Consider the following 19,888-nt stretch of genomic DNA (forward strand, 5'->3'; position numbering starts at 1 on the left):
GGAAGAAGATATGGAAGAGACAGTGACATTATTAGATGCATTCAAGAAGACGGAGTTGAAGCTGAATGGCCATGGAAACAGGAATGCGGCCGTTTTGCTGGAAGCATTTAAAGGCATAGGCGGGGAAGAAGACAGCGATATTTATGGCACAGGAAACTTTATAGAAAAATTTGAACAGAAGATGGCTGATTATCTCGGGAAGGAGTCGGCCGTATTTTTCCCGAGCGGAACGATGGCACAGCAAATAGCTCTCAGAATCTGGTGTGACAAGAAAGGAGTGAAGCGGGCTGCTTACCATCCCTTATCACATCTGGAAATTCATGAAGAAGACGGATTGAAGGTATTGCACGGCATTGAAACGGTGCTGCTTGCGGATAAGGACCGCCTGATTACCATAGAGGATGTAATGGGAATGGAAGAGGAGGTTTCCTGCCTGCTGCTTGAGCTTCCTCAGCGTGAAATAGGCGGACAGCTTCCAGATTACGAAACGCTGCAGGACATTTCTGTCTTCTGCCGGAAAAAGGGGATCAAGCTTCAGCTCGATGGTGCGAGGCTGTTTGAAATTCTTCCTTACTACAGGAAGACCGCCGCAGAAATGGGCGAACTTTTCGATTCCGTTTATGTATCCTTCTATAAGGGCATCGGCGGACTGGCAGGGGCGGTTCTTGCCGGAGATCAGGAATTCACAGCCGAGTCGAAGGTATGGAAAAGGCGGCATGGCGGGGATCTGATTAGCCTGTATCCGTATATTGTTACGGCTGACCATTATTTTGATGAGAGAATCGGGAAAATGACTTCCTATTATGAAGGCGCACTGGAGCTTGCGGCATTGTATAACAGCTGCAGCGCTATCGATACATTGCCGCCTGTGCCTGTCTCGAATATGTTCCATGTGCACATCCATTTACCGCGGGAGACTGCAGAAACTGCTTTTATCTCTGTTTATGAGGAAACGGGGATCGGTTTGACAGGCTACCTGAAGGAAAAGAGCAGCCATTCCTGCTCGTATGAGGTCAGTATTGGGGATGCCTACATGGAGATACCGAAGGGTAAGCTTGAGCATGCTTTCAAGCTGCTTGACCGAAAGCTTTCGGCATTTTACTCTGAACAAAGCAATTAAAAAGCAAAAACCGCCTTTTTTCTAAAAAGGCGGTTTTTGCTTAACTGATCCCGAATGAGAGCCAGGTTTCATTTATCTCGTTATTTTCGTTCTTGCGGCTAAGCCGCCTTTTCTCCTCTTTTCCTGTTCTGATACAATAACTGCACAGGCTGCATCACCGGTGATGTTAGTCGCTGTACGGGCCATATCGAGAAGGCGGTCAATCCCAAGGATAAGTCCGATTCCTTCAACAGGAAGGCCGACGGATGAAAGAACCATGGCAAGCATGATAAGGCCGACGCCGGGCACACCTGCTGTACCGATAGAGGCAAGGACCGCTGTCAATACGACGGTGGCCATTTCGCCCGTCGTGAGCGAAATATCATACACCTGAGCGATGAAGATGGCAGCAACCCCTTGCATGATGGCGGTTCCGTCCATATTGATCGTAGCGCCGAGCGGCTGGACGAAGCTTGAGATCGGCTCCGGTACATCCAGGTTTTTTTGCGCGGTTTCCATGGAAACAGGCAGTGTCGCATTGCTGCTGGATGTGGAAAAAGCTACGCCCATTGCAGGTGCAAAGCCTTTCAGGAACCATATTGGATTTCTCCGGGCAAGAAGGGCAATCGATCCCCCATAGGTGATGATGGAATGGATAACGAGTGCCAGCAGCACTACGATCATATAAATTCCCATTGATTTGATGGCGCTCAACCCCTGGCTGCCAACAGCCGTGGCAATGAGGGCAAAGGTACCGTACGGAGCGATCTTCATGATCAGGCCGACAAGATACATCATTAAGTCATTGCCCTGCTCGACAAGCTTGAGAAGCCCCTTTGTCTTGTCGCCGAGTGCGGTCAGTGCAAACCCGATCAAGACAGCAAATGCGATGATCTGCAGCATATTGCCTTCCGACATGGCGGCAAAGGGGTTGGATGGAATGATATTCAACAGAGTCTCACTAACAGGGGGAGCCTTGTCTGCCTTGAATTCAGCACCGGCAGTGTCGAAGGTTCCCTGATTTCCAGGCTCTATCACTAGGGCAAGAGCCAGTCCGATAAGGATAGCGATCGTTGTAGTGGCCAAAAAGTACAGAATGGTAGTTAATCCTATGCGCCCGAGCTTCTTAGGATCCCCAAGGCCTGCCGTTCCCAGGATGATGGAGAAGAGGACGATAGGAACAACCAGCATGGATATTAAATTAATGAATATTTTTCCGACTGGTGTGAATAAAAACTTATTCAGAGTTTCAAATAAGTCTGGTGCAAATAAATTAAGCAGAAGGCCTGTAACAGCACCAGCCACAAGTCCAATGATGATTTTAGATGTCAGTTTCATATAAACCCCCAGATGCTAGATTAGTATCTATATGTATTTTCAAAAGATTTACCCTATTCTATCATTGGGTAAACTCCTTTAAAACCAGAAGTATTTTCCTCAAGAAAGCTATATACTTAATTAAACATCACTGTTAGGGGGGATTAAGAATGTACGAATATAAGGTAGTGGTCAAGAATGGCAACAGAACCATCCTTGAGGATATCATCAAGGCATCGGATGAGAGGGAAGTGCTTGGCGAGCTTTTGATCCGGAGTGAGCTTTTCAGCCAGTCATTTACAGATATCAGAATACAAGAGAGATGAAGAACCTTTCTTTTTAGTGCCGTAAACAAAGCCCGGGGAGAAAAACATAGTATTTTTCCCCGGGCTTTGAATCTTTGACCGGATTTGGAATATTGGTACTCTGATATACAAAAATACGGAATTCAGTAATACCAGCCCGCGTTTCTATCCCAGCATGGGGATGGCGAGTAAATGAGCCGGTTCGGATAGTAAATGTTGATTTTGGATAGTAAAGGTCTGAGTTTAGCAAGTAAGGGACTTTTAACACTGTCTTTAGGCTTCCCTCCAATTAAAAAAGAGTACAGAAAGTGATTCTGCGCCGCCCCCTGTATCCAGCCGCTAAAAATAAAGGAAGTCCCGTTTTTGGGGGACATCCTCTTTCAATTCAATATCCCTTTTGATAGCTGACCGCATTGATTGGCGGCTTGCTGCCTTTTACATATTCCCGGAGATTGGGGATGAAGATTTTATCGATCAGCCGTTCGTCATAATATTCGGTGGCCCCTGCGGTATGCGGCGTGACGATGACATTCTCCATATCCCACAAGGGATTTGAGGCCGGGAGCGGTTCTTTTTCAAAAACATCAAGGCCGGCACCGGCAATTTTACCCTGGCTCAGGGCCCGGATCAGTTCCGGTTCATCGATGATCTGTCCCCGTCCTATATTAATGAGGAAAGAGGATGGTTTCATCAGGCGCAGCTCTTCTGCCCCTATCATTCCCTCTGTGTCCTTTGTAAGGGGCAGAGTAATGATAAGATAATCACATTGCGGCAGCAGGGTATGCAGCTGTTCTGGAGTATACATAACATCAACATGCTGATCCGGTTTTCCGGAATATCTTAACCCCAGCACCTTCATCCCGAAAGCCTTGGCGATTTTCGCCGTTTCCCTGCCAATTGCCCCAATTCCCAGTATGCCGGCTGTCTTGCCATGCAGTTCCAGACGCAGGTTCGAGTTATGCCAGGTTTTCGCCTGCTGGTTCCTTACATAGGCGTGTATATTCCTCGTCAGCCCAAGCATGAGAGCGAAGATTGTTTCGGAAATAGGATAAGCGTGAACTCCTGCTGCACTGGTAAGTGTAATGCCATTTTTTTCGAACAGGCTAAGCGGGAAGGAGTTGACACCTGCGCTCCAAGATTGAACCCACTTAAGCTTCATGCCCTTCTCGAGGAGCGGCCCCATTTCTTTTCTCCAGCCGGCAATAACTTCTGCCTCAGTTATCTCTTCCTCCCATGCAGAAGGGTCCCTTCCTGTAAGAATGTCCCATCCAGGAATGATTTCCTTAATTTTTTCTATATGTATTGAGTCCAGATTCTGCCCGATTACGAGTTTTCGTTTCGCTTCCATATGTCCCCTCCTATATCTCTGTTAAGAAAATTGTAGCAAAAATCCGGGGAACCTGTTAAAAAAAGGATTAGGGTGATTTTATAATAGTATCCCAGAAAATTAGAATGGAGTTCGATTTTGCCTATGATATTTTTTACAGATTCAAATATAAGAAGAAAAAGGAAATCGGAAAAGCTGCTGCGATCACTTGGTATTAAGGTCAATAAATATCTCCCGTTCCAAAAGAGCGATTATGAGATGAGGACACTTGAAGAAATCGCTGTGAGGGCAATGTGCCTGTGCGTTTGTGCTGCAAAGGGGGAGGGAGTCGAACAGGAAGTCGTGGAAGGGCTGGCAGAGCGGTATGACATTGGCGGCCATTTTTCCCAGGAAGAAAGATCCTTCATAGAAGATCCCGATCCGAGCGATCATGACCGAATTCAATTCGCCTGGAGGTATGAAGGCTATTGGATGCTGTTATGGGCGCTTGGGTATACAGAGCTTGGGTATCCTGATTCGATTTGTGATGTTGCGTTCGCAGTTACCCTGCTTTCTGAACGGACTGCAGAACAGTTCATGGGGGATGCCGTCCTGAGGCCCAAGAAAGAGATCGATGACCAGGCAGACTTGATTTTAAGGCTGCACTGGGCGGTCCGCGATGTACAGATAAATGGAGGGGAAACCCCCGGAGGACTAGACCACGGGGTCGTCCTCGAAAGACACCATGCCCTCAGCTGGCTCATCCGTACCGGCGAAAACTGGGATGATATAGCTGTAAACACCTGAAGAAAAGCCGTGGATCACAGCATCCCGGCTTTTTTATGTGGGCTGAAAGGAAAGGGGCAGGCTGGGAAATGGGGCCTGTCCCCCATTTCCCGGAGCGTAAACCCAATGCTGGCAAGGGCCGAGGGGGTGCGGGGCGTCCGGGAAATAGGGGCTGTCCCCTATTTCCCCAAAAAGGGGTTTGGGCATATAGTCGGGTGGGTAGGTCTTAGGTATGAAGAGCTGGTGATATATGCCATGGGAATTTATAGGTAAAGTGTGAGGCGATAGTGCGATTATCACATTTTTCCAAAAATGCATATAGTTGTTTGAATACAGGGCTCGGGTTACGTTAGTATTAAACTAATTGATTCATAAAAACTAGGAAATTAGTACAGTACTTTGGGCGTGGAACTAAATGAATAAGGTGATGGTTATATGAGTTCAGGTCTACTAAGCTATTATTATCAGCTCATACGTGAAAAAGAGGAAGAAATCAGAAGGCTCGGGGAGGCACAAGGCAAGCTGTCCGGCTATCAGGGCGAGCTGGCTGGTTACCGTGATTACTATTATGAGCCGGAGCTTTCGAGCAACACCTGGAGCGGGCAGCTGGCGGACGGCTTTGAAACCAATCGTACGGCCCTTCAGGATTCCTATCAGGAGCTGAAGGATGATCAGTATGAGAGTGTGTTCACCGCGATTGCAGCGAAGATCAAGGAACTGCGCGAACAAATCCAGCTGTACCGGAGCATCATTGAGTCAATCATAGCCAATATGGAAAAACAGGAAATGTAGGTCAAAAAATCTAAAAAAAGAAGTGGTGTTTATGGAAATTAAAATGGAGTATTCTTCCATCGAGCGGGCCCTTCAGGCTATGCAGGGTGCATCGAGTTCCCTGGAACCCTCCCTCCCTAAGTCCATAGGCGGTGCCAATGAGCTTGACGCCGTGACAACGCTCGAAGAAGTGAATGAGTTATTTGCACAGGTCCTCGAAAATTATAAAGCATTGCTGATAAAAAATGAACAGATGACAAGGAAGTCTGTAGAGACTATGAAACAGACCGATCATGAGCTGTCTGCTTCCTTCGGCCCTGTTCCTCTGAGGTGAACACATTGAAAGTATTAGAGGTTAGCAGCCTGGAAAACGGCATGGATACAATAACTGCAGCACTTACTGAAAAAAGGGCTTCGCTCAAGTCCATTGAAAAGACGATTCATGGATTGGTTTCATTGGAGGCTGATTTCAAAGGCAAGGGAGCAGAGGCGGTCAAGGGCTTCTACCGCGATCTTCATCAGCCTTTCCTCGTAAAAGTACAGCAGGTCCTCGACACCTATGAATCCAAACTGAAGGAAACTGGAAATGCGCTTGATTCATTTGAACCATCCGATTCCGGATTCATCAGGCAGCAGTTCCTCCAAAATGATCTTACCCAGGCCCTGACAAAGGCAGGCTCGACCGCCACGGAAATCACCAGTGAGTCAAATGCAGTCATTCAAAGTGTGCAGGACATTGTTGCCCTGCCGGAGCTTGATGACTCGGGGGTCACACAGAATGTCAAGCTGTCAAAGGAATCCATTGATGAAACGGTAGAAGGGCTCGAACAGTTTGACCAGCAGCAGAGTACCTCTTTGAAGGAGCTATTGGTTGACCTCCAGCTGCTTAATACGTATATTCAGGATATGAATGGACGGCTGAGCACAGGCGCCCTGTCCATCGGCGGATATTCGGACACACAGCTGACGAACTTCATGAGCAGGTTCTTCCTGGTTTCAAGTATACAGCCTGGCGGAGCGAAATTAGATGCCGGTTTATCAAATGATTATGGGACTCCGCAGGAAAAGACGAAGGCCATGCATCAGCTGCTTGGACTTCAAGGCTTTCCTATCAGTACGGCCAATGTATCGAAAACACCTGCTGAGAAAAAAGATGATGATCCGTATCTGGGGCCTGGCGCTGTAACCGGTGACAAAAGCTTTGAGACCTCTGCAGGGCTTGGAAAGTGGGAAAACGACTGGCAGGCAAACAAGGACCAGATCGGCGGCAAAAGCTCCTTCTCAGGGATACACGCAGGGATCAAGAGTGATACCAGCATCATAGACAGCGAATTCGGCATGGATATTGCCAAGGCTGAGGCGAAGGCTCAAATTGGTGGAGACAGCATTTTCCCGGGAGCGAGTGTGGAAGGCACAATTCTAAACGGGGGTGCGAAGGCACAGCTCGATGATAAAATCCCGGTTATCGGCCGTTCCGGTGCAGAAGCGAACGGAAAGGTTCTGACCGCAAGCGCCAGTGCAGGTGTTGATGCCGGTTCAGCTGGTATAAGCGCCAAAGCGGCCCTTGCCGAAGGGGAAGTATCCGGCATATTCGGCGTTCCATGGACCAGGCTTAACATAAAGGGAACGATCGGCGGATCTGCCGGAAGTGTCGGCGGAGAAATCAAGGTAGGTCAAGAAACCGTCGTGGACTTGAGGGCCCTGCTTGGTGTCAAGATCGGAATTAAGTTCGAATGGCAAAAATAAAGAATTAATTCTCTTATGAGAGGAGCACTTTGAATTATGGCAAAGGATTTTAATTCATTAGAAATTGAGATTGGGGAAGCGCTTCTTCCGATAGGCAGTGTCGTCGAGACTGAAATCGTTCCCCAGGCATTGATGATTTATGGGCGTAAGCAGCAGCAGGGAGACAAAGACACAGTCTGGGATTATGTAGCATGCCCATATCCCCAGGGACATATAGGTGAGGAGACCAATGTGTTCTTGAATCATGATCAGATTGGCAGGGTTGTTTTCAAGGGTCTTGAGACTGAGGGCGAAAAGGCGTTGAGACAGCAGCTGAATGCCATTTTTAACGAATCAAGATGAGTGCATTTGTCCAATGGTTTATCGAGCCGTATACTACAGCCACATCAGAAATGAGGCTTCTGGGTGACCGGAGAAGACAGGCAGGGGCCGATGAAGAAAAGCAGCGAATTGGACAGCTGATCACATTTAACCTGGCATTCATAATCTTATTTTCCGTTTTCCTGGCTGCTGCCATCATCTATCCGCTCATTTCCCTCTTCATGGGAAATTGGTACGGTTTTGGCATCTGGGTCATTGCCATTCCCATGATGCTGCTGGCAAAGGCGGTCTATAGGAACAGGTATTTAAAGAGAAGGGACGCTTTTATCAAGGGCGATCCGGATTTGATCAACCGATAGCAGGCTGTTGGCCTGATACACATATTATAGAGCCGGAAAGGACTATTCAGCGTGAAATACTTATCATTTTTACTTATCATCGGCCTCCTGCTTGCAGGGTGCAGCAGCGCAGGATCGACTTCTGAAAAGAAAAAAGAACTGACCAAAAAAGAGAAGCAGGAAATCATCCTTGATTTCGTCAATGAAGATACAAAGAAGGCATCCGATTATGAAGTAGAGGCATTTCAATCTCTGGGATCCGTTTCCGGTGAAAACTATACAGATGATAAAACCCTCTATGATGAACTGGTGAACAAAACCATGCCTGCTTACAAAAAGGCCGTCGATGCAGCGAAGGACATCAAGCCCAAAATGAAGGAGCTTGAGGGCCCGACGGATAAAATCGTCAAGGCGTCTGAAACCTTCTATAAGGCTCTTGAACTAGAGAAAGAAGCACTGGAGAAAAGTGATAAGGAAATCATCCAAAAGTCCAATGACAAGATGAAAGAATATCAGGATATCATAGCGGATTATCACAAGGAAATGGAAAAGGTCACAAAGAAATACAATGTAGATTATGAGCCGAGGAAAACACAGCCATAATGCAAAAGCGCTGTCCCCCCGGGGACAGCGCTTTTAGAAGAGAGCTAACCTGTGTTAGCTCTCTTTTTTCATGTATTAACCAATCTTATGTTCTTTCATTAAAGTATAATAAACGCATGCAGTTGTACCATTAAATAGTTCAGGAAATGATGAAACGATCTTCCAGCCTTCTGAACCATACTGATTTAATAACTTATCATTTTCTATTCGCGTTTTGAAAAAACCTTCACTTTCAATTCTGATTGTTTGGTATTCATATGTACTATTACTCATGTATTTTCCCCCTTGCCAACTAATACGTATTTTTTTAAAATTAGTTTCGAAAATTTTTAGATAAAAAGCAGGCTTAATCCTGGTTTCCTTTGAAAACCCTTAAAAATCCACTTGGATTTTTTCCAACTACTTGATAAAAGCGCTGTCCCCCCGGGGACAGCGCTTTATTATATTTCGGTAAGGATGCAGCTTTCAAAGGGTCTGATTTCCTTGCCGTTCAGCTGCTTGGGGGTACCGGTGTGATTCATGATAAAATAATAGGCATCATCCCCATGGACCCTGGGATACACTTCAAGTCCTTCCTCTGTATGGAGCGACCAGATATCCTTCTGATCAAGAATCTCCGCGGCCAGCTTATGCATGGTTATGTCATCGGCACCGCAGCCGATATAATAGACTTTTCCTCTGCCTGCTCTATTTCGGGTGATGGCAGCAGCGCGGCCAAACAGTTCATCTTCATAGCTGTAGATCACTTCAGCCGTTACAGGATCCAGCAAATCCCGCCAGACAGCCGCACTGCCCTTATGATTGCCATCTCTGCCTTCAATTCCAAGAGGTTCAAAAAGTGATTCACTGTCATGTATCTCTATCCCGGCAAGCTCCCTTATATAACCGGGTGAAGTTAGTTTAAAATGAATATTATTGTCTTTGTCTTTAATGCCCGCCCTGAAGGAAAAGACGAGAGTGCCGCCCCGTTCGGCAAACTCCTTGAATCTGTCTGCCAGGGTGCTGTCGATGATCTGCAGACAGGGAATCAAAATAATCTCATATCCCGAAAAGTCACGATCAGCAGGAATTACATCCATCTGGACATTGAGGGCAAAGAAGGGTTTATACAGCCTGAGCAGCTCTTCCTTAAAATCGAAATCCCTGTTCTGCGGCTGGTTCCGCCAGGACCAGATATTATCATAATCATAGAGGACGGCCACCCTCGCCTGAATAGGGGCATCAATCATATCGGCGTAGGGTGTGATGCCTGAGAAGACTTCCTGAACTTCTCTGTATTTCCGTCCTGCTGCATTATCATGATCCAGGATTCCGTAGCAAAACTGTTCGGCACCCCTCGTCATACCGCGCCAGCGGAAATAAAGCATATTGCTGCAGCCATGCGCAAACGCCTGATAACTCCACATCTTCGCCTCTCCCGGCCGGGGCAGGTAGCCGATGACATCATGTCCCTGCATACCCATGATTTCCTCAACAATCCAAAAGTTTTTTCCTTTCAGCCCCCGGTTGAAATCAAGGCTCATTGCGGTTTCAGCAGGGTGAACCGGTTTTTCAAGCCCGCCCCAGACTGGATAATTATCATAAGAAACAAAATCCATAGAAGCCAAATTTTCTTCGTGATTGAACCATTTACCAAAGAAGCCGCCAGATACATTGGTTGTAATTTCCTGATGAGCGCCTCTGTTGATCCTTGCTGTATCCGACATTTTCCTGGCAAAAGAGTTCACGGAATGAGAGCGGAATCTTGCCCAATCAAGCATGAGGCTGGGATTATGCTGGGTGATTGTCTTTTTCGGCAGGGGTATTTCATGAAAATCATTATAGGTCTGGCCCCAGAATATGGTTCCATATACTTCATTCAGTCTGTTAATATCGCTGTATTTTTCTTCAAGGAATGCCTGGAATTTTTCATGGCACTGGGCGCAATGACACATATCGCTGCCTTCGTGGCCAAATTCATTGTCAATCTGCCAGGCGATGATGGTCTTTTCATTTTGGTAATGCTGCACCAGCCGGGCTGTGATCCTTGAAGCATATTCCACATAGTGGTTTGAGTTATAGCAATACTGCCTTCTTCCTCCGAAGGTCCTCACACTTCCATCTTCAAATTCACTTAATATCGATGGATGCTTTGCCGCAAGCCAGGCGGGGAAAGTGGCGGTGGGGGTACCGAACATCACTTTGAAATCATACTGTCTGGCTTTTTCAATCACAGAATCAAAAAAAGAAAAATCAAAGCTTCCTTCTTCCTTCTCCATGAGGTGCCAGGCAAATTCCCCGATCCGGATTATATTGACCCCCATTTCCTTCATCCTCCGAAGATCTTCATCCATCATCTCGGCCGGCCAATGCTCCGGATAATAATCCACACCCAGGTACATGAAACATCTCCTCCTATAAATCCCGGCTTTTTCTTCTAAAGCCTGCAGGTTTTTAATACTATTAGTGCAGGGGGCTTGAACTTCCCCTGACAATCAGCTCACAGGGAATCACAATCTTTTTGGCAAGGGTGCGGCGGGATGCAATCTGATCGAGAAGAAGATCCACTGCGGTCATGCCCATGAATTCTGTATGTACCCTAACGGTAGTCAGCGGCGGATGGATGTGCTGCGCCATCTCGATGTCATTGAAGCTGACAATGGATATATCATCAGGGACGCTGATCCCTTTTTCATGAAGGGCTCTTATAGCACCGATCGCCATGGTATCTGAAGCCACAAAAAAGGCTGTTGGCCTGCCGGGACAGCCCAGTGCTTCATTCATGAGACAGAATCCATCTTCGGCCGTGAATCTGCCCAGCCACTTATATTCTTCCTTATACAAATCCTTCAGTGCCAGGTACTCGTAAAAGGCAGCTTCACGCTCGTCTGTAATCGGCTGGCTGCCATTTACAAACTCCCTGCCGCCGATATAGCCGATTTTTTTGTGTCCAAGCGCAAGCAAATGCCCTATGGAATCATGGATGGCCTTCCTGAAGTCAGGGACCACACAGTCGACCTGCTGGGATAATGTAAAGTCGACAAGGACAAAGTGAGGAGAAAATTCCTTGAATTGCCGGATGTCCTGCTCGCTGTATTTACCAGCGGCAATTACTCCGTCCAGCGCTCCATTGAACGGTGTATGATATGTACTTTTATCATCCTTATACAGCTTTACAAGGTGAATTCCCTTTTCAAAGCATGCTTTTTCAATTCCAAGCCGGATGGAAAGGTAATACGGATCGGCAGCTTCCTGATCTTGAGAGTACCAGTAAAACAAGCCCAGGTTTACAGATTTAGGTGAGTCAGCGGCCGTTCGCGGCGGCTTTTTCCGCCGGTATTTCATTTCCTCTGAAATGGCGATGATCCGGTTTCTGGTTTCCGGAGAAACGGAAAGGGTCATATCATGATTCAGCACACGCGATACTGTTGCAATGGAAACGCCGGCTTTTTTGGCGATAAGTTTCAGGGTAGCCATCGTCGTTCACCTCCTCTATTGATGTAGGATCGTTCTGTTAACTAAAATTTTACTACCTTTTATTCCAGGAATCTATAGTTTTTTTGTATGCGCTTACACGAAGTATTTCATCTGTACAGAAGAAATAGCGTTTAATAGCGGCAATTTTACTAAAAAAATAAATTTTCAAAAATTATATTGTAATATTTTTACTAAAATCGTAAAATATGATTACGTAAAGCGCTTACATATTAAAATCAAGGGAGATTGATGAAATGTCAAAGAAAAAAAGTGTAATTCTATCGTTAACCCTGGCTTCTTCCCTCATGCTTGCAGCTGGCTGCAGCAATGATTCTACAAAAAGTGCCGGTGGTTCGGGCGGATCCGGGAAAGACCTTCCGGCTGTCGGGGCAACCATCTATAAATATGACGATAACTTCATGTCATATGTGCGCCGTGCCATGGAGACTTCAGCCAAGGATAAAGTCAAGCTGATGCTGAATGATTCACAAAATGACCAGTCCAAACAAATTGAGCAGATCGATACCTTGCTTGCTAAGGGTGCCAAGTCACTGGCAATCAACCTGGTAGATCCAAAAGCTGCGACAACTGTCATCGATAAGGCAAAAGCAAAGAACATCCCTGTAGTCTTCTTCAATAAAGAACCGGATGCAGGAGTTTTGGACTCATATGATAAATCCTGGTATGTGGGCACCACCTCATCCGAATCCGGAGTAATCCAGGGGGAGATGATCGCAAAGGCCTGGGAAGCTAATAAAGATAAATGGGATAAGAATAAAGATGGCAAGATCCAGTATGTATTGTTAAAAGGGGAGCCTGGCCATCCTGATGCTGAAGCAAGGACTAAATTTTCAATTGACACGATTAAAGAAAAAGGAATCGATGTCGAAGAGCTGGCAATCGACACTGCTATGTGGGATGCCACCAAAGCTACAGAAAAACTGGATGCTTGGCTTTCTAAATTCAAGGATAACATCGAGTTTGTCATTACAAACAATGACGGTATGGCATTAGGCTCGATTGCAGCCCTTGAGAAAGCAGGATATTTCAAGAATGATAAGTTCATGCCTGTAGTCGGCGTGGATGCGATTCCGGAAGCACTTGAGATGATTGAAAAAGGAAAAATGGTAGGAACTGTCCTGAATGATGCAAAAAACCAGGGCAAAGCAACTGTTGAGCTTGCCGCCAACGCCGCAAAGGGCAAGGATGTGCTGGATGGAACGGAGTGGAAGCTTGACGACAAAAAAGCTGTCCGCGTACCTTACGTTGAAGTAACAAAAGAAAATATCCAGGTAGGAAAAGACGCTTATAAATAATTCATAACTTACTAAGATATGAGACTGTCCCAAAACCAGGCAGACACCTATTGGCCGCCTCCATTTATAAAGCGGATTGATGAGGGGGTCATTCACTGATGGGGCAGCCTCATATTTTTTAAATGGTAAGCAAGGAGGATTGCTCATGTCTACAGCCAGTTCGGCATATCTGCTTGAGATGACCGGGTTGACCAAAAGGTTTCCGGGAGTTCTTGCGCTGAATGATGTAACACTAAAGGTAAAGGCCGGAACTGTTCATGCCTTGATGGGCGAAAATGGAGCGGGCAAATCAACGCTCATGAAGTGCCTGTTTGGCATTTATTCAATGGATGAAGGAAAAATCTCTCTTGATGGGCAGGAGGTTGCCTTTTCCAGTTCCAAGCAGGCCCTGGAGCAGGGGGTATCCATGGTCCATCAGGAGCTCAACCAGGTGCGCCAGCAGAATGTAATGGATAATATCTGGCTGGGCCGTTTTCCGAAAAAAGGTATCTTCATAGATGAAAAGAAAATGTATGAAGACACATCGGCAATTTTTAAGGATCTGGATATTCGAGTCGATCCGCGCCGGAAGGTCAGCACTCTTTCGGTCTCCGAAATGCAGATGGTGGAAATTGCAAAGGCGGTTTCTTATCATTCCAAGGTGATTGTAATGGACGAGCCAACATCCTCACTTACCGAGAAGGAAGTAGACCATCTTTTCAGAATCATCCGTAAACTGCAGAAGGACGGAGTCGCCATAATCTATATTTCTCACAAAATGGAAGAAATCCTAAAAATCTCTGATGAAGTAACGATCATGCGTGATGGGAAAAGCATTGCTACCCGTGATTCCAAGGAGATTACGACTGATGAGATTATTAAACTGATGGTTGGGCGTGATTTATCGCAGCGCTTCCCCGATAAAGTGAATCATCCAGAGGAGATCATCATGAAGGTATCCGATTTGAGCGCAGAGACTTCGGGCTCTTTTCAGGATATCAGCTTTGAGCTGAGGAAAGGCGAGATCCTGGGAATTGCAGGACTTGTAGGTTCCAAGCGTACGGAGGTGCTGGAAGCTTTATTCGGCCTCAGGGGAATTAAATCTGGGAGGATTGAGCTCAATGGAAAGGTAATTCACAATCATTCTCCTCAGCAGGCGATTAAAAACGGCTTTGCATTGGTTACAGAGGAAAGGCGGACTTCCGGCATTTTCCCGGAATTGAGTATTTCCTTCAATTCTATCATTGCGAATTTGAAGCGCTACCGCTCAAAGGGAGGCTTCCTGTCCGATGCCAAGGTGCACAGCGATACAAAATGGGTGATTGATTCGATGCGTGTAAAGACGCCGAGTCAAAAAACATCGATTGGCAGTCTCTCAGGAGGTAATCAGCAGAAGGTCATTATCGGCCGCTGGCTCTTGACCAATCCTGAGATTCTCCTGCTTGATGAGCCGACCCGTGGAATTGATGTCGGAGCAAAATTTGAAATTTACCAGCTGATCAATAAGCTGGCAGCCGAGGGCAAAGGCATTATCATGATCTCTTCCGAAATGCCTGAGCTGCTTGGAGTAACAGACAGGATTTTAGTAATGAGCAATGGAAAGGCTGCTGGGATTGTCAGCACCTCAATTACATCGCAGGAAGAAATCATGAGGCTGGCAGCCATGTACTAGGAGGAGAAAGTAAATGAATGAAACACAGACTAAAGGATCAATGTGGTCCAAGTGGCTGGTCGATAATGTTATTTATGTGGTTTTAGTGCTGCTCGTAATCGGAATTGTAGCAGCCTCTCCAGACTTTTTATCAGTGACCAACTTTGTTAACATCCTAAGCCAATCATCTTCAAGGATCATCATCGCCCTTGGTGTGGCGGGCATCCTGATCACTGCGGGAACCGACCTGTCCGCCGGCCGTCTGGTGGGGCTGGCTGCGGTCATCTCAGCTTCACTTTTGCAGTCTGCTGACTATGCATACAAAATGTATCCTAATCTTGCAGAGCTGCCACTGATTGTGCCCCTGCTGATTGCGATGGCGGCAACAGGCATTATCGGAGCATTAAATGGTTTTATCGTAGCGAAATTCCATGTGCCTCCTTTCATCGCCACACTCGGTATGATGATTGGTGTGTATGGCCTGACGTCCATCTATTTTGACCGGCCGCCATACGGTGCACAGCCAATCGGTGGGTTATCTCAAAGCTTCACTACATTCGCGCAGAGGGGAATTCCACTCGGGAGCTTTGAACTTCCGTACCTTGTGATTTATGCCATCGTTATATCCGGAATCATCTGGATTATCTGGAATAAAACCCAGCTGGGTAAAAACATGTATGCAATCGGCGGAAACCCGGAAGCGGCTAAGGTTTCTGGCGTAAACGTTGCAAGAAATATCATCCTGATCTACTTGATTGCCGGCCTTCTGTATGGATTTGCAGGCGCCCTTGAAGCGGGCCGTGTCGGCAGTGCCACAAACAACACCGGTAACATGTACGAGCTGGACGCCATTGCTGCCTGCGTGGTCGGCGGCGTATCCCTGACCGGGGGAATCGGTACAGTCCCTGGTGTCATCACAGGCGTATTGATCTTCCAGATCATCAACTATGGACTTGCCTTCCTTGGAGTGAGCCCTTACATCCAATTTATCGTGAAAGGTGCCATCATCATCGTGGCTGTTGCTTTTGACATGAGGAAGCACGCGAAGAAGAAATGATGATTGGACAAGTAATTGATAATTGCACTCAGAAATGCAGACGCTATCTACATTTCTGGGTGCTTTTCTCATGCTCTGCCTGTTGATGGTTTAGCAGACTGAAGAAAAAACATTTAATCATATGACTAACTCTCTCCTATATTACTCATTATCCATATGAGCAGAAGGAATATTGCTGGCTCAATTAAATAATAAGATTGACCAGTCTGGATGGGTGTACCAGCTAGACTAAGGTTTTGGCAGGAGAACGGCTTAAGGTAAGATGTTAAGGTCAGCATAAATTTTAAATAACTTGTTTCGTTTGGATCAGAAGTCCATCAAGTAAAATGACGAAGTCTTTTACTAAAGGTGAGAAAGAGCAGGAGCTTTTATTGTAGAGAATTTAAAAGGAGTTCATAAATTTATCAGGCATTATTCGGTGGAGGGTAACTAGATAATGAATAAATTAGCAATTGACTGTATAAATAAATTAGTATTTATGGAGAAGATGAACCTTTTTGAAAAACCAGATGTAATTCTTTATCATCCAGGTCACTTTCCAGAATTAAATGAACAATTATTGAATTACTACAGGACATCCGGAGCAAAGCTAATTTTGATTCCCGAAGTTTATAATGATTTCTTAAAATGTAATGAATATGATTTTTATGCCCCGCCATTAATAAAAGAGGGCATTGAAAAGGAAAAACTGTTGCCAATATTCAATGGGAATGGTTTAAAGGGAGTAGATGGTGTCCTTCAATCAGCATTTAGTTTCCTTAATACCACCAGCCATAAGAAGATTTTATTAGCTGGGAAATCATTTTTTTGCAAACGCTTCTATCTATTAGCTTCTCTCTATGCAAATGAGAACAAGGTTTTGGATGTTTTACCGCTTGAAGATAATAGAGGCATTACACCTGACAAATGGACACAAAGTGAAAAAGGCAGAGCGAGGGTTTTAAACGAAATTGAACAATATGCAAGTATTGTAAAGAAACAAACAAATGCTTTACCCTTATAATGGGGGGGAAACCTATTATTTAGAATGTAGAGTGTTTCACCTTTTTAGTTTAATTAGAAGTACAGGAAAAAAAGAACAATCATTTTTTATAAATTTGCATCCATGTTTATAACTACAGCCAATGAAAAAGACAGGGGGCCTGAGTAGAGCCCTCTGTCTTTTTGCTAGAACAACTTTTTCATTGATCATTTACTTATACACTACTATCGCACCAACTGATTTGTCTGTGGCTTGCCCGTTGACACGTACTTTCAGGCCGTAAGATCCGATTTTTCGTCCAGCATCATCCATGAATGGATTTTCAAATGACTGACTGTCATTGAATAATGAGACGGCCGGCTGGCTTGCAAGGCTGAGTGTCTGGACGCCAGGGTAGTTCACATCCAGCCCAGATGTAGGGTTCAGGCCGAAAGCAGCATCCGCAATATGGAAGCGGGTGCTTGCCTGTACAGGCGAACCTCCAGCAATGTTCCATTTAAGGTCAGTGTTTGGATGTGCATCCACCACTCCGACAAAGCCTTCACCAGGGTGAGTGCCTGTCCAGTTATCAGTGAATGTAGGGTCTACATACCAGACCACAAGTCCGCTGTCGTAGCTCACCAGTGAGCTTCCTCGTCTGATGTTCTTCAGGCCTTCGTCAACACCTTTATGGTTACGCCATTCTAACAGGTAGTAATGATCTGAGTATTTGTAGCCGTCTGATTTTTCGAAGCCCTCAAGCTTGAAAGCTGATGCTCCTTCAGCATCATCCTTCAACAGCTCTTGTCCGTCAGCAGTAACCGTGATGTTATCTGCGAAGAAGCCCTGCTGTGAAGTACCCCAGTCTGTGATATAGCGGAAACGGAGCTTGATTTTCTTGCCGGCATACTCCTTCAGGTCAAAGGATTGTGCTTTCCATCCATCGGAATTTCCTGTGAAGCCTGGAAGGGCTTCAGGGATGGTAGGGTAGGCACCAGAGACAGCGGAGCTTGAAGTATTGTTGTTTCCAAGTGACTTCCAGGTCCCGCCATTATCTGATGACACTTGTACAAATGCAAAATCCCAGTCCTTCTCAATGTCATACCAGGCATCAAATTTCAGTTCTGCAGCTGCTTTACCGGTAAGGTCAACATCCGCAGTCATCTTTGTATCGATTTCATCTGCCTGTCCGCCCCAGTACTGATAGCTGCCTGCAGCAGGGGTGTTAATAAATGTTTTCTTCTGTGGCAGGTTCACTTTTACCGCGATCGGATTTTTTCCATTCGGGGAGTTTGCCTGGTCTAAAAGGAATTGAGACCCTTTTGTTGTTACGTCATCCCAGTCTACATTGACAGTCTGTGTCCAGTTGCCGCCAAGGTAGGACTGCATATAAGACTTGGCAAGCGGCGAGAATCCAGTTGGCTCAGTTCCGCCGATTTTGCCCGCCCAGGAGCCGGATGCCATGATGGACCAGTAAGCCACAGGTTCCCCTGTTCCAGAATAGATTGTATCATACTCATCTGGATAGCCGAGGTCATGTCCATATTCATGGGCAAATACGCCGGTTGCCCCGTCTTCAGGCATCATTGTATAATCATAAAAACCTGGGATTCCTTTTCCTAAGCCATCCGGATCATAAAATGATGCGGAACGGTGGGACCAGACTGCATTATCACCAAGTGAACCTCCGCCTGCTTCCTGGCCAACGCCAGAGTGGATGATCATTAAGTGGTCAACAAGGCCATCCTTTTCTTGTAAATTTCCATCACCATCTAAATCATGCGGATCTTCGAAATCATAGTCACTTAAAGGAATGCCAGCCGCTGTCGCAGCATTATAAGTGTCTTTTACTAATTGCTTTGAACCTCCTGGGCTGACATTGTCATGGCCGCCGCCTTGCTCCTTTGTTTTATCAGCACCATAAAAAGCTGCAGTCCCAGGTACCTTCAGCCATCCAAATGCCTTTCCATCTACGGAATAAGTCCCGCCCGATTGCTGCTCATAGAATTGTTTCATAGAAACAAAGTTTTCACCGTTAGGACCTTTCACGCCATTGTCACCGAAAATCATATCTTCATAGTGGCTCAGCGGATAATCCTTATAATAGTTGTCAGATTCTCCCGGCTGAATTTTGTTATGTTCAAAGTCGGAATACTCAACAGCCAGAACGAGGACTTTGTCTTTTCTTGTCTCGCCTGTATACTTGGTTTCGCTGACTGGGTCCGGATTGCCCTTTAAGTGGCCCTTTTTCTGGCCGTTTCCGTTCAGGAGTCCGTTATTGAATTTCTTGAAATCCTGCTGCTTTTTGGCCTCGGTCTTCTTCACTTTTGCTGCGAGTGGATCGGCTCCCTTTACGCCGCTTTCCTTGCCTTTAATTTCGAGGTATCTCTGCAATGCCTTCTGCTTGTCTGCTTCTTTGGCATCAGCTGAAATTTCCCCTCGTTTGATCAGTGCCTCCAACAGCTTCTCATCATTTACAATGCCCATATCCAATGAACCATGGGAATGAATTTGTGACTCAAGTCCTGTCTCGGCTGCCTTTACCGGCCCTGCTGAGTAGCCGGGGATACCAGAAAATAATGTTCCGGCCATTACTACGGATGTCAGACCGGTTTTGAAGAGCTTGTTCAATGAATAACCCCCTAAATGTTGTAAGTGTATCCTAATATTATTTTAAAAGTTAGAATATTCAAATAGGAAGATTTTCTTATATTCTGAAAAATTACTGGTTCTTTCGATTTATTTCGTGCAGAAAATGAAGCTAAATTGTATTCTTAATTAGTTGATGGAAGGACTTTCCAACCGGGTCTAAGGTGTATAAGGGAGGTTTTTTTGTGTGGAACAAGCATAAAGAATCAGAAAATAACCAGTTTTAT

General features: G+C 45.8%; 19 protein-coding genes. 13 read left to right on the forward strand and 6 right to left on the reverse strand.

Features of this window, described 5'->3' with window-relative positions; all coding sequences use genetic code 11:
* Window positions 1-10: 10 nt before the first annotated feature.
* The gene (locus V1498_RS03245) at window positions 11-1,120 is read left to right on the forward strand and encodes a threonine aldolase family protein (RefSeq protein ID WP_409296881.1); all 1,110 of its coding nucleotides are present in this window, start codon (window positions 11-13) and stop codon (window positions 1,118-1,120) included.
* 72 nt (window positions 1,121-1,192) lie between these two features.
* Here the strand turns inward: V1498_RS03245 and V1498_RS03250 are convergent, their stop codons facing one another.
* Complete coding sequence (locus V1498_RS03250) at window positions 1,193-2,437, reverse strand: dicarboxylate/amino acid:cation symporter (protein ID WP_409296882.1); 1,245 nt, start codon at window positions 2,435-2,437, stop codon at window positions 1,193-1,195.
* Window positions 2,438-2,586: 149 nt separating this feature from the next.
* Here V1498_RS03250 and V1498_RS03255 point away from each other — a divergent pair, with 149 nt between their 5' ends.
* Window positions 2,587-2,742: a hypothetical protein gene (locus V1498_RS03255; protein WP_409296883.1), complete on the forward strand. Its 156-nt coding sequence runs from the start codon at window positions 2,587-2,589 to the stop codon at window positions 2,740-2,742.
* Between the two features lie 364 nt (window positions 2,743-3,106).
* Here the strand turns inward: V1498_RS03255 and V1498_RS03260 are convergent, their stop codons facing one another.
* Window positions 3,107-4,069: a D-2-hydroxyacid dehydrogenase gene (locus tag V1498_RS03260; protein WP_409296884.1), complete on the reverse strand. Its 963-nt coding sequence runs from the start codon at window positions 4,067-4,069 to the stop codon at window positions 3,107-3,109.
* A gap of 123 nt (window positions 4,070-4,192) precedes the next feature.
* Here V1498_RS03260 and V1498_RS03265 point away from each other — a divergent pair, with 123 nt between their 5' ends.
* The 7 genes from V1498_RS03265 (at window position 4,193) to V1498_RS03295 (ending at window position 8,592) form a co-directional block, all read left to right on the forward strand.
* Window positions 4,193-4,834: a DUF4272 domain-containing protein gene (locus V1498_RS03265; protein WP_409299118.1), complete on the forward strand. Its 642-nt coding sequence runs from the start codon at window positions 4,193-4,195 to the stop codon at window positions 4,832-4,834.
* Window positions 4,835-5,248: 414 nt separating this feature from the next.
* Window positions 5,249-5,605 (forward strand): YwqH-like family protein, encoded by a 357-nt coding sequence (locus tag V1498_RS03270; protein WP_409296885.1) that lies wholly within the window; start codon window positions 5,249-5,251, stop codon window positions 5,603-5,605.
* 31 nt (window positions 5,606-5,636) lie between these two features.
* Window positions 5,637-5,918, forward strand: coding sequence for a YwqI/YxiC family protein (locus tag V1498_RS03275; protein WP_409296886.1), 282 nt, complete (start codon window positions 5,637-5,639; stop codon window positions 5,916-5,918).
* A 5-nt stretch (window positions 5,919-5,923) separates the two neighbouring features.
* Complete coding sequence (locus V1498_RS03280; protein WP_409296887.1) at window positions 5,924-7,330, forward strand: T7SS effector LXG polymorphic toxin; 1,407 nt, start codon at window positions 5,924-5,926, stop codon at window positions 7,328-7,330.
* A gap of 36 nt (window positions 7,331-7,366) precedes the next feature.
* On the forward strand, window positions 7,367-7,672 hold the full coding sequence (locus V1498_RS03285) for a DUF4176 domain-containing protein (RefSeq protein ID WP_409296888.1): 306 nt from the start codon (window positions 7,367-7,369) through the stop codon (window positions 7,670-7,672).
* On the forward strand, window positions 7,669-8,010 hold the full coding sequence (locus V1498_RS03290; RefSeq protein ID WP_409296889.1) for a hypothetical protein: 342 nt from the start codon (window positions 7,669-7,671) through the stop codon (window positions 8,008-8,010). The genes V1498_RS03285 and V1498_RS03290 overlap by 4 nt, the downstream gene beginning before the upstream one ends.
* 51 nt (window positions 8,011-8,061) lie before the next feature.
* Window positions 8,062-8,592, forward strand: coding sequence for a hypothetical protein (locus V1498_RS03295; RefSeq protein ID WP_409296890.1), 531 nt, complete (start codon window positions 8,062-8,064; stop codon window positions 8,590-8,592).
* 75 nt (window positions 8,593-8,667) lie between these two features.
* Here V1498_RS03295 and V1498_RS03300 read toward each other — a convergent pair whose 3' ends face one another.
* From V1498_RS03300 to V1498_RS03310, 3 genes are all read right to left on the reverse strand, one after another.
* Entirely contained in the window at window positions 8,668-8,865 is a 198-nt protein-coding gene (locus V1498_RS03300) for a DUF4177 domain-containing protein (protein WP_409296891.1), read from the reverse strand.
* 167 nt (window positions 8,866-9,032) lie between these two features.
* The gene (locus V1498_RS03305; RefSeq protein WP_409296892.1) at window positions 9,033-10,973 is read right to left on the reverse strand and encodes a beta-galactosidase; all 1,941 of its coding nucleotides are present in this window, start codon (window positions 10,971-10,973) and stop codon (window positions 9,033-9,035) included.
* 61 nt (window positions 10,974-11,034) lie between these two features.
* A complete protein-coding gene (locus V1498_RS03310; protein WP_409296893.1) occupies window positions 11,035-12,048 on the reverse strand; it encodes a LacI family DNA-binding transcriptional regulator in 1,014 nt (337 codons plus the stop codon).
* A 254-nt stretch (window positions 12,049-12,302) separates the two neighbouring features.
* On the opposite strand from V1498_RS03310, the gene mglB reads away from it, so the two are divergent.
* From mglB to V1498_RS03330, 4 genes are all read left to right on the forward strand, one after another.
* Window positions 12,303-13,364 (forward strand): galactose/glucose ABC transporter substrate-binding protein MglB, encoded by a 1,062-nt coding sequence (gene mglB, locus V1498_RS03315; RefSeq protein ID WP_409296894.1) that lies wholly within the window; start codon window positions 12,303-12,305, stop codon window positions 13,362-13,364.
* 145 nt (window positions 13,365-13,509) lie between these two features.
* Window positions 13,510-15,015, forward strand: a complete 1,506-nt coding sequence (gene mglA / locus V1498_RS03320) for a galactose/methyl galactoside ABC transporter ATP-binding protein MglA (RefSeq protein ID WP_409296895.1) — start codon at window positions 13,510-13,512, stop codon at window positions 15,013-15,015.
* Between the two features lie 13 nt (window positions 15,016-15,028).
* Complete coding sequence (gene mglC / locus V1498_RS03325; RefSeq protein WP_409291421.1) at window positions 15,029-16,051, forward strand: galactose/methyl galactoside ABC transporter permease MglC; 1,023 nt, start codon at window positions 15,029-15,031, stop codon at window positions 16,049-16,051.
* 436 nt (window positions 16,052-16,487) lie between these two features.
* Complete coding sequence (locus tag V1498_RS03330; RefSeq protein WP_409296896.1) at window positions 16,488-17,054, forward strand: hypothetical protein; 567 nt, start codon at window positions 16,488-16,490, stop codon at window positions 17,052-17,054.
* Window positions 17,055-17,243: 189 nt separating this feature from the next.
* On the opposite strand, the gene V1498_RS03335 is transcribed toward V1498_RS03330, so the two are convergent.
* Window positions 17,244-19,643, reverse strand: coding sequence for an immune inhibitor A domain-containing protein (locus V1498_RS03335; protein WP_409296897.1), 2,400 nt, complete (start codon window positions 19,641-19,643; stop codon window positions 17,244-17,246).
* Window positions 19,644-19,888 lie beyond the last annotated feature (245 nt).

Source organism: Paraperibacillus marinus (assembly GCF_046237605.1).
GTDB lineage: Bacteria > Bacillota > Bacilli > Bacillales > DSM-1321 > Paraperibacillus > Paraperibacillus marinus.